This window comes from Litorivivens sp. (genome assembly GCF_041625495.1).
Classification (GTDB): domain Bacteria; phylum Pseudomonadota; class Gammaproteobacteria; order Pseudomonadales; family Spongiibacteraceae; genus Litorivivens.
Window position 1 is genome coordinate 18,571 of the sequence record NZ_JBFJTH010000021.1, and the last position, 15,302, is coordinate 33,872.

The window sequence follows — 15,302 nt, forward strand, 5'->3', positions numbered from 1 at the left end:
GAAGGCCATGCGCCGGCTGGCCGGTATCGCTATAATGCGCCGCTTAACGGGCGGCAGCAGGCAACTTAATGTACTCAGAAAACGAGATCAAGCGAATTTACTGGGCCAGTCGGCGGGGTATGCTGGAGCTCGATCTAATGTTGGTTCCTTTTATGGAAAACTGTTTTCGTGAGCTTGGGCCCGAAAAACAGCGGCATTATGTTGAGCTTATGGAGTGCGAAGACACCCAGATTTTTCAGTGGTTGCTGGGCACGGAGAGCCCAGCGGAAGAAAACCTTCTAGGGATAGTGAATGACATCAAGGCGTACGCCCGGCGCGCTAAGGGTTGAGCTTCGGCCCTCTCGCCTTCTTCTGGTGTTTCTGGTGCTGCAGCACGTTGCGGTGGCTGTTGCCATACTCATGGCAGGGTTACCGGTCGCTATAGCCTGGGCAAGTGCACTGCTCGTTCTGTTCAGCGTTTTCTATCAGGTCTATCGTCTAGTAGCCGATTCCTGTCGACTGTTTGCGATAACGTACCATCACGGCCGCTGGCATCTAGAATACCGCAGAGGTGTGTTGGTGGGGCACTTACGGGCGCGCTGGCGTCTGCCGTGGGTGCTGGGACTGAGTATCGACCTTGATGGTCAGCGGCAATCGTTACTGTTTCTCAGGGATAGCTGCAGCGCCGATGATTTCCGGCGGCTGCAGCTCTGGTCAGGTTTTGTCGCCACCACGGTGTCTGGGGTCGAGGATCGTGTCTAACGCTTCGGGTAATGTTTCTGGGTAGTCTAGGGTGTAGTGCAGTCCGCGACTTTCTTTTCGTTGCATGGCCGAGCGGATTATCAGCTCGGCCACCATGGCCAGATTGCGCAATTCGATCAGGTCATTGCTGACCTTGTAGTTGCTGTAATACTCGCGAATTTCCTGTTGTAACAGTTCCACCCGGTGAAGGGCGCGCTGCAGGCGCTTGTTGGTGCGCACAATACCCACATAATCCCACATAAATCGGCGCAATTCGTCCCAGTTGTGGGATATCACCACGTCTTCATCGGAATCGGTTACCTGGCTTTCGTCCCAGTCGGGAATGCGCAATTCTGCCTGTGGCTCTGCGATGCGCTCAGCAATGGCGTCAGCGGCGGAGCGGCCAAACACAATACATTCGAGCAGCGAGTTGCTGGCCATCCGGTTAGCGCCATGCAGGCCGGTAAAAGATGTTTCGCCAATGGCAAACAGGCCGTCTAGGTCTGTTTTTCCCCGGTGGTCAACCATGACGCCGCCGCAGGTGTAGTGCGCTGCGGGTACCACGGGAATAGGCTCGCGGGTGATGTCGATGCCCAGTTCAAGGCAGCGGGCTTTGACGGTGGGGAAATGGTGTAGCAGAAAATCTGCGGACTTGTGGCTGATATCCAGGTAGACGCAATCGGAGCCGAGTCGCTTCATTTCATGGTCAATGGCCCGGGCCACAATATCACGGGGCGCTAACTCGCCGCGCTCGTCATAGCGTTGCATAAAGCGTTCGCCGGTGGAGGAGAGTAGCCTGCCTCCTTCTCCGCGAATGGCCTCCGTTACCAGAAAGGATTTGGCTTGCGGGTGATAGAGGCAGGTTGGGTGGAACTGGTTGAATTCCATGTTGGCTACCCGGCAACCGGCGCGCCAGGCCATGGCAATGCCATCGCCGGAGGCACCATCGGGATTGCTCGTATACAAATAGGCTTTGCTGGCGCCGCCCGAGGCCAGCACCACAAACTTGGCCCTGAACAATCGTACGTGGCCAGCTTTGCGATCCAATACATAGGCCCCATGGCAACGGCCACCACGTACTACCAGGTCAACCGCCACATGCTGCTGGAATATTTCGATGGAGTCTCGTTTCAGGGCTTGGTTGGTCAGCGCTTCAGAGACGGCGCGACCAGTGGCATCGGCGGCATGAATAATGCGGCGGTGGCTGTGACCGCCTTCGCGGGTCAGGTGAAAGCCTTCTTCGTCTGGATAGCGGCTGAACTCCACCCCCTGAGACACCAGCCATTCGATGCTTTCCCGGCTATTGGCGACCGTAAAACGAACAGTATCGTCGTGACACAGCTGGGCACCTGCGGCCAGTGTGTCGGTGACGTGGTCGTCTACAGTGTCTTGCTCGTCGAGCACCGCGGCAATGCCGCCCTGGGCGTAATAGGTTGATCCCTGATTGAGCTCGCCTTTGCAAATAACCGCGATCCGGGCTTTCTCAGCCAGTCGCAGGGCGAGTGTCAGGCCGGCGGCGCCGCTGCCGATCACAAGAACGTCGTGGGTATAGCTGGAAGTCATGGATTGCCTTGGGTGATCTGCACCGATACCATTTGCGGCGATTTGCCGGCCGGCAGAGTATACTGGCATTGTCTAATTCGGCCAATGACAGAGAATTCAGAAAAAACTGGCCGGTACCAGAACTAATGGGGTTACACGTGGTCTATCTGGGTAACGCAGGATCTGACAATCAGGAGCGGCGTGATTGTGGATCGTGCTGAAATGAGCGACAAGCAGCTGGTGGAGCGCGTGCAGCGCGGCGACCAGCGCGCCTATGATTTACTGGTGCTTAAATACCAGCACAAAATATTTGGCCTGATCTCGCGCTATGTCAAAGACAGTGATGAAATTCAGGATGTTGCCCAGGAAGCCTTTATCAAGGCTTACCGGGCCCTGCCCAAGTTTCGCGGTGACAGCGCGTTTTATACATGGCTGTATCGTATTGCGATCAACACCGCCAAGAATTATCTGGTCAGCCGAAACCGGCGACCTCCCAGTATTGATGTGGACGTAGCGGATGCCGAATTCTATGACGGTGCCGACGGCCTGCGCGATACTGACAACCCTGAAAATGTTCTGTTCGGCAACGAGCTAAAAGGGGTTGTCAATGCGGCAATACAGGCGCTGCCAGAGGATCTGCGCACGGCCCTGACCCTGCGCGAATTTGACGGTCTGAGCTATGAAGACATTGCCGATGTGATGGATTGTCCGGTCGGAACGGTTCGTTCGCGAATCTTTCGGGCTCGGGAAGCGGTGGACGAGAAAGTGAAAGCCCAGATGGGCGGCAGTGAGGTAACGGCATGAGCGATGAACTTCGGGAATCCCTCTCCGCGTTGATGGATGGCGAGGCTTCGGAGTTGGAATTGCGGCGCGTACTGCGCGATGGCAATTCAGAAACTGAAGCCTACTGGGGGCGTATACAGCGGCAGCGCAATATTCTTCGGGGCGACCCGGATTTCCCCGGGTTGGATGTGAGTGCCCGAGTGCGCTCGGCGATAGCTCAGGAAGTGCCACACAGCGCACGTCGTACACTGGAGTGGCGCAAGCCGCTGGCCGGTTTGGCGGTGGCCGCCAGCGTTGCGGCTTTGGTTGTGTTTGGGCTGGGGGGCGCCAATCAGTCGGCGGTGCCCACCCTTGCCGAAAACGGCGCGCCTGCCACCGGACAGGAAAGTGGGCGGGTGTATCTTGCGTCGCCGCAGTCGTCGGTAGGCGCTGTCACTGCCAGTGCCACAACGGGCTCGATCCCGCGTTATCAACAGGTTGACGACAAACGCTCGCGCGAGCGCTTTGAAAAATTCCTGCAGCAGCATACTGAGCGCGCGGCGCTGAACAACGGCCAAGGAATGGTGACTTATGCGCGACTGGTGAGCCATGAGGTTGAATAAGTGCTGAGAAAGACGTCTGCTCATGCCGTTTGGCTGTTATTTCTGGCGGGGGCAGCCTGGGCGGATCAGCCCCGGGAGTGGCTGGAACGCATGTCCCATGGCCACCGCGAAGTCAGCTATCAGGGTATTGTCAGCCATCAGGTTGAAGATAGGCTGACGTCCTATAAAGTTATTCATCAAGTACACGACGGGCGTGAGTTTGAGCTGCTTCAACCGCTTGATACGGCCGATAAACAGCTGGTGCGCAAAGGTCACAGCATACACTGTGTACATCCCGCCGAGCGCCTGTTGCGTGGCAGCGAGCCTACCCTGAGTCGGCATTATGACCTGACGATGGGGGACAACGGCTGGGTGGCTGGCCGGGAAGTGGTCACGGTCAATGTCGTACCGCGCGATGTTTTTCGGCTGGGCTACCGCTTGTCGCTGGATTTGGTGACAGGGGTTCCTCTGAAAACCGAAACGCTGGATCAGCAGGATAGGGTGTTGGAGCGTTTTCAGTTCATGATGTTTGATACTACCGAGCAGGGGCAGTTGATTGATTCCCAGGCGCGGGAAGTCAGCCATCGCGAGCCTGCCTCGGCGGCGGATCGCGCGCTATTGCTGGCTAAAATGCCCTGGAAACCGGGCTGGATACCAGACGGCTTTACCCTGGCAGAACCTGGCGAAGGTGCTAATGATGCACTGAGCTTTACCGACGGAATCAGCACGTTTTCTGTGTTCTTGGAGCCTGTCAGTCAGTTTGATGATTCACCGCTGGCAGCCGCCATGCGCAGCGGCGCCACTGTGTCCTACACTTACCCGTTGCCCGATGCCGACTTTGTGGCAACCGTAATCGGTGAGGTGCCGTTGCTCACCGCCGAGCAGGTGGCCAAATCGCTGGTGATAAGTCCGTGATGCAGGAGAGTGGGCGCGTTGTCGCCATCGAACCCGATGCACTGTGGGTGGAAACCATACAGCGTTCTACCTGTGGCACTTGTGCCGCCCAGAAAGGCTGCGGTCAGGGGCTGCTGAACAAGCTGGGCGACGGCAAGCGCAACCATTTGCGGGTGTTGCTCGGTGATACGCCTGCAAGTGATTTTGCCCTTGATGACGAAGTGCAATTCTCTGTGCCGGAAAATGTGCTCCTCAAAGGTGCAGCAATTGTGTACCTGACCCCACTATTGATGATGCTTCTGGGGATGGGGCTGATACACGAATTGACCGCTAGCGATAAGCTGGCGGCGCTGGGTGCCCTGACGGGCTTTGTCGCCGGGTTTGGTCTGGTGCGTGTCCATGCATTGTTCACGCGAAATCGCCCCGAACTGCAGCCGCAACTTGTATCCCACTCCCGCCCATCGAGAAGTCAACCACAGAGTTTGTCCCTCTAACCGCTGCTGCGTGGCGGTGAAGTGCCTGAATGCGCTACAATCGCCGGCTTTGAGCCCCGCCGGTGTCGTTGCCGGCCTTTGTGAACCCTAACCGGCCCTGGGAATTGTGTGAGCAGTCTTAAACATATTCGAAATTTTTCCATTATTGCCCATATTGACCACGGCAAATCGACGATTGCCGACCGCTTTATTCAAGTGTGTGGCGGTCTTACCGAGCGTGAAATGGCTGAGCAGGTGCTCGATTCGATGGATATCGAGCGCGAACGCGGCATTACGATCAAGGCGCAGAGCGTCACCCTGAACTATACAGCCAAGGATGGGGAAACCTACGAGCTCAATTTTATCGATACTCCGGGACACGTAGATTTCACCTACGAGGTGTCTCGCTCGCTGGCGGCCTGTGAAGGGGCGTTGCTGGTGGTCGATGCAGCTCAAGGGGTTGAGGCGCAGTCCGTTGCCAACTGCTATACCGCCATAGAACAGGATCTTGAGGTTATTCCCGTCCTCAATAAGATGGACCTGCCGCAGGCTGATCCAGAGCGGGTAAAGCGAGAGATAGAGGAAATTATTGGCCTGGATGCCACGGATGCTGTCGCGGCGAGTGCCAAATCAGGCCTGGGTATCGACGATATTCTGGAGCAGATAATCGCCAAGATCCCACCTCCTGTCGGCGATCCTGACGGTGAATTGCAGGCGCTGATTATTGACTCCTGGTTTGATAATTATCTGGGTGTTGTGTCGCTGGTGCGGGTCAAGAATGGCGTCATCAAAAAAGGTGACAAGGTCATTGCCAAGACTATTGGTAAAGCACACGGTGTCGATAACGTCGGTATATTCACCCCAAAACTGACGTCAACAGGGCAGCTGCGTGCAGGCGAAGTGGGCTTTGTGGTGGCGGGTATCAAGGATATCCACGGTGCGCCGGTCGGCGACACCTTTACCCACGCATCAACCAGCAGCGTTGCAGCGTTGCCGGGATTTAAAAAGATAAAGCCGCAGGTATATGCCGGTATGTTCACGGTATCTACAGACGACTACGAAGATTTCCGCGAGGCATTGGCCAAGCTTACATTGAACGATGCCTCCCTGTTTTACGAGCCGGAAACGTCCGATGCGTTGGGTTTCGGCTTTCGCTGTGGTTTCCTCGGCACGCTGCATATGGAGATCATTCAGGAGCGGCTGGAGCGGGAGTACGACCTGGATCTGATCACCACCGCGCCCACGGTTATTTACGAGGTAAAAACCAAGCGAGGAGAAGTTGTACAGGTCGATAACCCTTCGGCCCTGCCAGATCCTGGCGAGTTGGAAGAAATGCGAGAGCCCATAGCGCGTGCCAATATTCTGGTGCCGCAGGAATTTGTCGGCAATGTGATTTCCCTGTGTGTTGAAAAGCGCGGTGTTCAGAAAGATATGCAGTTTCTTGGGCAGCAGGTATCACTCACGTATGAAATCCCGATGAGTGAGGTAGTGCTGGATCTGTTTGACCGCCTAAAGTCAGTGAGCCGAGGCTTTGCGTCATTGGATTACAGTTTTGAGCGCTTTCAGGAAGCCAATCTGGTAAAACTTGATGTTTTGATCAATGGAGAGCGTGTTGACGCTCTGGCCATGATCGTACACAAGGATTTTGCCGCCAGTCGCGGTCGTGCGCTGGTAGAAAAAATGAAAGAGCTGATCCCCCGGCAAATGTTTGATGTGGCGATTCAGGCGGCAATAGGCGGTCATGTCATTGCGCGGCAAACCGTCAAAGCATTGCGCAAAAACGTCACAGCAAAATGCTATGGTGGTGATGTCTCACGTAAACGAAAACTGTTGGAAAAGCAGAAAGCGGGTAAGAAGCGCATGAAAATGGTGGGGAAAGTGGAAATACCCCAGTCAGCGTTCCTCGCAGTACTTAAGGTCGATAGCTAATGGTTAACAATCTGTTGCTGGTGGTTAGTGCGCTAACCCTGATTGTCTGGACGGTACAGGAAGTCCGCGGACGTCGGCAGTTAAATGACGCGCTTTCCTGGTGTGCAGACCACAAAAAAGAAAACAATGGCGAATCTCTGCTTACGCAGGCGATGCCGGGCTGGTGGAACTCGACCACCATGTTCATAAACCTTGCCTGGATGGCCTGGTTTGCCAGTGTAGTGCTGGTGAAAGACGGAGATTTTGCGTTGGTGCTGGTGGTGATTACTGCGCTGGCCGGCCTCATCGCGCTGCTGGATCGTTTGTTTTTTGCGCGTCGCCGAACCTACTTGATAACGGAAGGGAATATAGCGGTCTACCTCAAATATACCGTGAAGGCCGACTATGAAAACCTGAAAGCGCAGCTTTCTGAGCAATTGCCCATTGCCGAAAATGCCAAATCCTTTTTCCCGGTGTTGCTGGTCGTGCTGGTACTGCGTTCTTTTGTTGCAGAACCGTTTCAGATTCCATCGGCGTCTATGGTTCCAAGCCTGGAAGTGGGTGATTACATTCTGGTAAACAAGTTCAGTTATGGTTTGCGTCTGCCCGTGGCCGGCACCAAAATTCTGGAGGTGGGTGAGCCTGAGCGTGGCGATGTGATGGTGTTTTTCCCGCCCCACGACAGTCGCTATTTCATTAAGCGTGTGGTGGGTTTGCCCGGCGATGAGATCGTGTATAAAGACAAGGCACTCTTTATTAATGGTAAGCCTATGGCGCAGACATTACTGGCAGAAGTACCACCGCTGAACCCCCGTTATGAAGTCATCTCTGAAGATTTGGCAGGGCGCGAGCATTTGATACATCATGAGTTGCGCGTCGATCGTGGCGATTTTCGCGAAGTGGTGCGCCCCGGGCACTATTTCATGATGGGTGATAACCGTGATAACAGTAGCGACAGTCGCATTTGGGGGCAGGTACCGGAGTCCAATATTGTTGGCAAGGCCTTTGCGATTTGGATGCACTGGCGCTCAGTAAGCGAACTGCCAAGCTTCGATCGGGTGGGAACCATTCGCTAGATAATAAATGCAGGAGGCGGGTATGCAACTTCGATCCAAACAGACAGGCATGGGCCTGATACCGTTAGCCGTGATCATTTCTGTGGCAGCCCTGCTGGGGTTGTGCACGTTCCGACTGGCGCCGATCTATCTGGATCACATCACGATCCGGCAGATAGTGAAAAATGCAGCCGAAGACCCGGATCGAAGGGGTATGACTGCATCGGAGATCCGTAAGTCAATGCAGGGCGCGTTTATCACCAACCGCGTGGAAACCATCCAACTGCGTGACATTAAATTTACCTCCGAGCGCAATGTGATCATTATGGACGCGCGTTATGAAGTGCGCGTACCGCTGCTCTACAATATTGATGCGGTTGTGAAATTCGACAATCTGCTGTTTGAAATCCCGCGTAGCTGATGCCTTCCTACGCCGCATTGCAAGAGCGTCTGGGCTACCAGTTTGTTGATGAGGTTATGCTGGAGCGGGCCTTGCGTCATCGCTCTGCCGGTAAGGACAACAATGAACGGCTTGAATTTCTGGGTGATGCGGTACTGAGCCTGGTTATCGCAGAATACCTCAGTGAGCGATTTCCCGCCGCTCGAGAGGGCGAACTGAGTCGTATGCGCTCGACCCTGGTTAAAGGGGTTACCTTAGCGAAACTGGCACGAGAGCTATTACTGGGTGATTACATCCTGCTGGGTAGCGGTGAGCTGAAAAGTGGTGGGCATCGCAGGGATTCCATTCTGGCCGACGTGGTTGAAGCACTAATAGGTGCGATCTATACCGAGGCGGGTTTTGACGAGGTTCGCCAATGTGTCAGGCGCTGGTTCGCTGAGCGTATAGAACAGATAGCGCCCGGTGAAGCATTGAAAGACCCCAAAACCCGGTTACAGGAATTTCTGCAGTCAAAAGGCGTGGCATTGCCAGACTATGAATTGGTCGACCAGGCCGGTCAGCCACACAATCAAGTATTTGAAGTACGTTGCCGCACACAGTTGGGCGGCAAATCTGTTACCGCGAGTGCAACCAGCCGCAAAAAAGCCGAACAGGCTGCGGCCCAGCAGATGCTGGATATTTTACAGGGCGAATCATGACAGAATCCCGCTGCGGCTACATTGCTATTGTTGGCCGTCCCAATGTGGGCAAATCCACCTTGCTCAATCACATACTAGGTCAGAAGATCAGTATCACTTCCCGCAAACCCCAGACCACCCGACATCGTGTATTGGGTATCAAGACCCGTGATACTGTGCAGGCAATCTATGTGGATACGCCGGGGCTCCACCGCGGCCAGAGCCGTGCGATCAACCGCTTTATGAACCGCGAGGCAACCAGCAGCTTGCGTGATGTAGACGTGGTGGTGTTTGTTATTGAGGCGGGACGTTGGACTGAGGAAGACCGCTGGGTGCTTGAACAGCTGCGCGACCGGCAAGTGCCGGTGGTGTTGGTGATCAACAAAGTAGATAAGCTCGATGACAAGGAAGAATTGCTCCCCTTTATTGCCGAGCGAGCCGAAGATCATGAGTATGCGCAGCTGATTCCGGTGTCTGCCCTGCGAGCAGATAATCTCGATGCACTTGAGCAATCACTTGATGCGTATTTGCCCCAGGGCCCCCATTTCTTTGAAGAAGATCAGATCACCGACCGCAGTGTTCGGTTTTTGGCGGCCGAAATTGTTCGCGAAAAAATCACTCGGCAGCTGGGCGACGAGCTGCCCTATGCCATGACGGTTGAAATTGAAGAATTCAAGCAGGAAGCGCAGATAACCCATATTAGCGCGGCGATTTATGTCGAGCGTGACGGGCAGAAAAAAATACTGATCGGTAAAGGTGGCTCGCGCCTGAAGTCGATTGGAACCGAAGCTCGGCGCGATATAGAAAAACTTATCGACGGCAAGGTGATGCTGAACCTGTGGGTGAAGATCAAATCCGGCTGGTCCGACGACGAGCGTGCGCTGCGTAGTTTGGGATACAACGACAACGATTAGCTATTATGGAAAGCGATTTCGAGCCCGCTTACCTGCTCCACGCGCGTCCCTATCGGGATACTCAGCTGATTATAGAATGTTTTAGTCGCGAACACGGCCGTCTCGCGGCGGTTGCGCGTGGCGTTAAGGGCAGCGGCAAACGTGCACGCGAGCTGGCGGCAGCATTGCAGCCCTTTCAGTTGCTGGAAATACGCTGGCGCGGTCACGGTGAGCTGAAAACACTGGTAGACGTCGAATCCCGGCAACCATTGCGGTTAGCTGGCAATTCACTGTTCTGTGCCCTCTATGTCAATGAAATTACATTGCGAGCCCTGCATCGGCTCGATGCGCACCCGCTGCTTTGGTCTGGCTATGAGACAGCATTGAAGACCATGGCGGATTGTTCGGCGAAGGACAATGAGGCTCTGCAGGTTATTCTACGGCGCTACGAGCTGCAGCTGTTGGCAGAGCTGGGGTACGGGCTGGATTTCTATCACGACACGGCCAGTGGGGCGCCTATTGCCGCGCAAGCCCGCTATAAGCTGAGTAATGACGGCGGCTTTTATCAGGTGCCAGCCGCGGATCAGGGTTATCTGGGGGCGGATCTGTTGGCGCTGGCGCAGGCATTGGAACAATCTGCCACACTGGATCAGTCCAAGCTGCGTGACCTGAAACGCATCTGCCGGCAAGCCCTAGTGCCGTTGGTGGGTGCCGCACCTTTGAAAAGCCGAGCCCTATTCACGCGTTAGTGAGTGCCCGTTATTCCTCGCTGGGAGTGGGTCGCGGCATTAAATTTTCACTGTCCTCGAACAGGAGCGGCAATTCGACGTTGTCACTCCAATCAAGCAAGCGTTCAATTTCTCTGACAACGTGTTCGCCCTCGCGCATCGCTTGACCGACATTGCTAGAGGCATTGAATCTCTCAAGCGCGTTTTCCAGAGCCGGTACACCCACATAGCGACAGGCTCCGCTGAGTTGATGGGCTTCATGGCGCAGCGCTGTGAGGCCCTGGTTTTGTAGAGCCTCTTGCCAACGGCGTTTAGTGGCAGAGAGCTCGCCAAGAAAGCGCTCCAGCATTTCCAGTGCCAGCCAATGCCTGCCGCCGGCTCGCTGGATACTCTCACCGAGGGCAACGGGTTTTAGTGACGCATGCGATAAGCAGCGCTTGGCGAGTGCACTGAGCCTTTCCAGGGTGAGGGGCTTTTCAAGCATTTCGTCAAAAACGTCAGGGGCGCAATCGTTGTGGTCATCAGTCAGGTGGGCGGTCAGTGCGACAACATAACTGTGTGCGTTAAGTGCATTTTCACGAATTTTCTCTGCCGTTTGCGCGCCGCCAAGCTCAGGCATCTGCAGATCGAGTATGATCAACGGAAAGTGTTGCTGCTCACATAGTGCCACCGCGTCATGTCCGTTTGCGCATATTCGTGCTGGTAGCTTCAGTTCGTCGAGTAACGCATTGATCAGCAGTCGATTGGATGCATTGTCGTCTACCGCGAGGATTTGTGCAGGACCGCCCTGGTTGGCATCGGGTGCGCGTAAACGCTGCTCTGGAGGAGAGCCAAATAAGGCATCGGTTAGTGATTGCTGGGTAATCGGCTTCTGGAGAAAAAGGTAGTCCTCTCGCGAGAGCACCTGAGTCAGGCTGGGGAGCAAAATCACACGGATGTGCGCACGTGGAATGTTGCGTTCGTGCGCAGCAAAGTCGGCGTAGCTGCTGAATCCTAGCAAGAGGATATCGTCTCTGGAGCTGGCTGCGATCAGCTCGTTGAGGTCATCATAGGCGATAAAGGTAATTTGCAGTGCCTCGAAACGATGTTGCAAGGCGAGTTTAACTCGAGGATTGTCTTCCCAGATCAGCACGCGGCGTTGCAGCTTGTTTGCAGGGGGTGATTGTTCATCAGATCGCGTCACCGGCAGCCGCAGCTCAAAGGCTGAACCATTGTGGCCCGATTCCAAAAGTTCAATGTGGCCATTCATCAATTCAGCAATGCGTTTGACAATAGCCAGCCCCAAGCCGGTGCCACCGTGTTCGCGTGTGTCGGAGCCATCGAGTTGCTGAAAGGCTTCAAACAATTGTTGTTTCTGCGATGGTCGGATGCCGATGCCGGTATCGCGAACAATCATTCGAAGTTCGACCGTGTCGCCGTCTAGCGGTTCGGTGTGAACAGATATAACGACCTCACCCCGGTCGGTAAACTTGACCGCATTACTGATCAGGTTGGTTAGCATTTGTTTTAGGCGTGCAGGGTCGCCGATGACGGAGCATGGCAGATCAGGGGCGGCGTCGACAACTAGTGCAATATGCTTATCGGCGGCTTGCTGGGCAAATAGCCGTGCGCTGTCTTCAATGACGGGCAGCAGAGCAAAGGGTTTAGTGCGCAGTGTAAATTTGCCGGCTTCGATCTTGGAAAGATCGAGAATGTCGTTCAATACTCCCAGCAAGTGCTCGGCCGACGTACGAATGCTCTCGAGATACTCGCGCCTGCGAGGATTACGCTCATTTTCCAACAGGACATTGCAAAATCCCAAAATGCCGGACAGCGGCGTCCGCACTTCGTGACTGGTATTGGCCAGAAACTCGGATTTTGACTGGCTGGCGCTGAGTGCCTCAACGCGTGCCAGTTCCAGTTCCATATTGCTGATTTCAAGGTGTTCAAGCGTGCGTTGCAGGTCCCTATGGCTGTGCTCAACTTCATTCTGGAGTTTGCGAAACGATTGCTGGGTTCGCTGGGCCAGGCTGTTAATAGTTTCGCTTAGTAGCGTCCAATCTGGGAACTTGGAATCAGGCAGGCGCGTGTTCCATTGATGGTTGTCCAGTGTGCTGAGGATATCGCGCAACTGCAGTATCCGGCTTAGTAAGATGCGATTTATCCGCCCGCCCAGATAAATGGTTAACAGGATGGATAGCATTGCCCAAAGCACTCCCCAGGCAATGGTGAGGTAGCGGGTCTTGAGGATTTTGGTGTGCGCTGCCGTAACGGCGACCCAGCCGATTAACGCGTCTGTTGTGCCGCGCTCGGCTGGTACGGCGGTGTTGGTGTACCGGTAAATTGGCCAGCGAGCTGAAACGTGGCTTTTTTCCCATACTATCGAGTCACTGTTAAACACAGTGGGTTTGAAATCGCCGCTGGTAATGCGAGGTTTCAGATCAGGCGCTAGAATGGCGACACCTAAGATTTCGCGGTCAAGGCTAGTATCCAGCAGGGATTGGAGTGACGCGATACGGCCATCGAGCAGGGCAGTCCTTGCACTGTTGGCGATCAGGCGAGCGGTGCGTTTAACGTGCTGTTCGTCAAGCGCATGTGTTTCCACATGGTAGCTGTAGAGCATGAAAAGCCCGGTGGCGCTAACCACCAGTAAAAATGGTAAAATCGCCAGCACCATGATTTGCTGACGCAACCCAAGCTTAGGCGTGGGAATGACGGGCATGAGCAAGTAGGCCCTTGAAATGTTAGAATTAACAAGCAGTTGTTCTGCCCGGCGAAATGCATTGACGCGTCCGGTTTCAGTGAATATGCCCAACTATTTCGCGGAAATCCACCTATAATACCGGCCAACTACGAGGATTGCTGGTTTATCCCATGATTGAATTTCCCACCATCGAACAGTTTGTCGGCGCTACTCCGCTGGTACGGTTACAGCGCCTGCCCGGTAATACCACCAATACGATTTTGGTGAAGCTGGAAGGTAACAATCCGGCGGGATCAGTGAAAGACCGGCCAGCGTTGAGCATGATTAACCGTGCTGAGCAGCGCGGTGAGATTAAGCCCGGCGATACCCTTATCGAAGCCACTAGCGGCAACACCGGTATCGCACTGGCCATGGCTGCCGCAATTAAGGGCTACCGGATGGTGCTAATCATGCCCAGCCATATGAGCCTTGAACGCAAGCTGGCTATGGCTGCCTATGGTGCCGAGTTGGTGGAGGTGAGCAAGGAGGAAGGCATGGAAGGTGCGCGTGATCTGGCACTGAAAATGCAGTCGGAAGGTAAAGGCAAGGTACTTGACCAGTTTGGCAACGCCGATAATCCTGAGGCACATTACAGCGGGACGGGCCCCGAAATATGGAAGCAGACCGAGGGCAGCATTACACACTTTGTCAGCTCTATGGGGACAACCGGTACAATTATGGGGGTATCCCGCTTTCTTAAAGAGAAGAACCCCGCGGTGGAGATCATTGGCTTGCAACCCGATGATTGTTCAGCGATACCGGGAATCCGGCGCTGGCCGAAGGAGTACCTGCCGAGTATTTACAAGCCCGAGTGTGTGGATCGCATTATCGATATGGATCAACGCACAGCGGAAGTCACCATGCGCAGAATGGCGGCGGAAGAGGGGATACTGTGTGGTGTATCCTCTGGCGGCGCAGTCGCCGGCGCCCTGCAGGTGTCTGAAACCGTCAACAATGCGGTTATTGTCGCTATCGTATGTGATCGAGGCGATCGTTACCTCTCTACGGGGGTGTTTGATGCGGCGCTTGGCAAGGGGAGTCAGTAAGCGCTTCGCGGGGCGCCTGAGGACAGGGAATGGTTAAGGTTCGCGAAGACTATCCACTCAAGGCCGACGGCGAGGTTGATCTGCTCGCTTGGTATCAGCGCTTGCCGGTCAATCCCCAGGATGTAGACGCCAAAGTTTTGATCAGCGCTTGTGAGTTGAGTGCAGACTGCGCGCGTCGTACGGGCGCGTCGCACAATAACGCAATGCCAATGGCCAGCTTCTATACTGGCCTGGAAATGGTGGAAATCCTGTCGGATTTACACCTTGATCAGGATGCGCTGGTGGCGGCCGCCCTCTACCGTTCGGTGCGCGAAGGGCGTATCTCCCTAGACGAAGTTGCAAAGCGCTACGGCGCCATGGTGGAAAAGCTGATCGACGGTGTGCAGCGTATGGCTGCCATCACCGTGATGAACGCTTCCCAGCATGATTCCCAGATCCTCGGGCAGTCCGAAGCTCAGAGCGAAACCATTCGCAAAATGCTGGTGGCCTTGGTCGATGATGTCAGGGTCGCGTTGATTAAGCTCGCGGAGCGCACCTCGGCCATCCGCGCAGTCAAAAACAAACCCGAAAAACGCTATCGGGTGGCGCGCGAAGTGTTCGATATCTATGCGCCGTTGGCACATCGCTTGGGTATCGGTCATATCAAGTGGGAGCTTGAAGATCTCAGCTTTCGCTATCTTCAGCCCTTGGCGTACAAGAAAATTGCCAAATTGCTTGATGAAAAGCGGCTGGATCGCCAACGCTATATAGAAGAAGCGATTGCGCTGATCAGTGAGTCCGTCGGCAAAGAGGGCGTTACTGCGGAAATTGTCGGGCGGGCCAAGCATATATACAGCATCTGGCGAAAAATGCAGCGTAAAGGTATTGGTTTTTCCCAGGT

Annotated in this window: 16 protein-coding genes; 14 read left to right on the top strand and 2 right to left on the bottom strand. The window is 54.8% G+C overall.

Going from position 1 to position 15,302, the window contains the following annotated elements; translation table 11 throughout:
* The first annotated feature begins 68 nt into the window (after window positions 1-68).
* Window positions 69-329, top strand: a complete 261-nt coding sequence (locus ABYP39_RS04110; RefSeq protein WP_372747786.1) for a succinate dehydrogenase assembly factor 2 — start codon at window positions 69-71, stop codon at window positions 327-329.
* Window positions 292-741, top strand: a complete 450-nt coding sequence (locus ABYP39_RS04115; protein ID WP_372781260.1) for a protein YgfX — start codon at window positions 292-294, stop codon at window positions 739-741. The genes ABYP39_RS04110 and ABYP39_RS04115 overlap by 38 nt, the downstream gene beginning before the upstream one ends.
* Here the strand turns inward: ABYP39_RS04115 and nadB are convergent.
* Window positions 694-2,283 carry an L-aspartate oxidase gene (nadB, locus tag ABYP39_RS04120; protein ID WP_372763767.1) on the bottom strand — a complete coding sequence of 530 codons (1,590 nt, stop codon included), beginning with the start codon at window positions 2,281-2,283 and terminating at the stop codon, window positions 694-696. The two genes, ABYP39_RS04115 and nadB, sit on opposite strands and share 48 nt — an antisense overlap.
* 201 nt (window positions 2,284-2,484) lie before the next feature.
* Between nadB and rpoE the strand changes: the two genes are divergently transcribed.
* The 10 genes from rpoE to recO all read left to right on the top strand — a co-directional run bounded on the left by rpoE (window position 2,485) and on the right by recO (window position 10,675).
* Window positions 2,485-3,066, top strand: a complete 582-nt coding sequence (rpoE, locus tag ABYP39_RS04125) for an RNA polymerase sigma factor RpoE (RefSeq protein WP_372747799.1) — start codon at window positions 2,485-2,487, stop codon at window positions 3,064-3,066.
* Window positions 3,063-3,647 carry a sigma-E factor negative regulatory protein gene (locus ABYP39_RS04130; protein ID WP_372747789.1) on the top strand — a complete coding sequence of 195 codons (585 nt, stop codon included), beginning with the start codon at window positions 3,063-3,065 and terminating at the stop codon, window positions 3,645-3,647. The genes rpoE and ABYP39_RS04130 overlap by 4 nt, the downstream gene beginning before the upstream one ends.
* Window positions 3,648-4,541: a MucB/RseB C-terminal domain-containing protein gene (locus tag ABYP39_RS04135; protein WP_372747790.1), complete on the top strand. Its 894-nt coding sequence runs from the start codon at window positions 3,648-3,650 to the stop codon at window positions 4,539-4,541. It begins immediately after the preceding gene.
* Window positions 4,541-5,014, top strand: a complete 474-nt coding sequence (locus tag ABYP39_RS04140; protein WP_372781273.1) for a SoxR reducing system RseC family protein — start codon at window positions 4,541-4,543, stop codon at window positions 5,012-5,014. Before ABYP39_RS04135 ends, ABYP39_RS04140 begins: the two co-directional genes overlap by 1 nt.
* A 108-nt stretch (window positions 5,015-5,122) precedes the next feature.
* Window positions 5,123-6,922 carry a translation elongation factor 4 gene (gene lepA / locus ABYP39_RS04145; protein WP_372747791.1) on the top strand — a complete coding sequence of 600 codons (1,800 nt, stop codon included), beginning with the start codon at window positions 5,123-5,125 and terminating at the stop codon, window positions 6,920-6,922.
* The gene (lepB, locus tag ABYP39_RS04150; protein ID WP_372747792.1) at window positions 6,922-7,977 is read left to right on the top strand and encodes a signal peptidase I; all 1,056 of its coding nucleotides are present in this window, start codon (window positions 6,922-6,924) and stop codon (window positions 7,975-7,977) included. The genes lepA and lepB overlap by 1 nt, the downstream gene beginning before the upstream one ends.
* 22 nt (window positions 7,978-7,999) lie before the next feature.
* Window positions 8,000-8,377, top strand: a complete 378-nt coding sequence (locus ABYP39_RS04155; RefSeq protein ID WP_372747793.1) for a DUF4845 domain-containing protein — start codon at window positions 8,000-8,002, stop codon at window positions 8,375-8,377.
* Entirely contained in the window at window positions 8,377-9,054 is a 678-nt protein-coding gene (gene rnc, locus ABYP39_RS04160) for a ribonuclease III (protein WP_372781263.1), read from the top strand. Before ABYP39_RS04155 ends, rnc begins: the two co-directional genes overlap by 1 nt.
* Entirely contained in the window at window positions 9,051-9,947 is an 897-nt protein-coding gene (gene era / locus ABYP39_RS04165; RefSeq protein ID WP_372747795.1) for a GTPase Era, read from the top strand. Before rnc ends, era begins: the two co-directional genes overlap by 4 nt.
* A gap of 5 nt (window positions 9,948-9,952) precedes the next feature.
* Entirely contained in the window at window positions 9,953-10,675 is a 723-nt protein-coding gene (recO, locus tag ABYP39_RS04170; protein ID WP_372781265.1) for a DNA repair protein RecO, read from the top strand.
* Window positions 10,676-10,685: 10 nt separating this feature from the next.
* On the opposite strand, the gene ABYP39_RS04175 is transcribed toward recO, so the two are convergent.
* Window positions 10,686-13,355, bottom strand: coding sequence for an ATP-binding protein (locus tag ABYP39_RS04175; protein ID WP_372781267.1), 2,670 nt, complete (start codon window positions 13,353-13,355; stop codon window positions 10,686-10,688).
* 152 nt (window positions 13,356-13,507) lie between these two features.
* Here ABYP39_RS04175 and cysM point away from each other — a divergent pair, with 152 nt between their 5' ends.
* Window positions 13,508-14,422 carry a cysteine synthase CysM gene (gene cysM / locus ABYP39_RS04180; RefSeq protein ID WP_372781269.1) on the top strand — a complete coding sequence of 305 codons (915 nt, stop codon included), beginning with the start codon at window positions 13,508-13,510 and terminating at the stop codon, window positions 14,420-14,422.
* Between the two features lie 29 nt (window positions 14,423-14,451).
* A partial coding sequence (locus tag ABYP39_RS04185) for an HD domain-containing protein (RefSeq protein ID WP_372781271.1) occupies window positions 14,452-15,302 on the top strand: 851 nt, incomplete at its 3' end.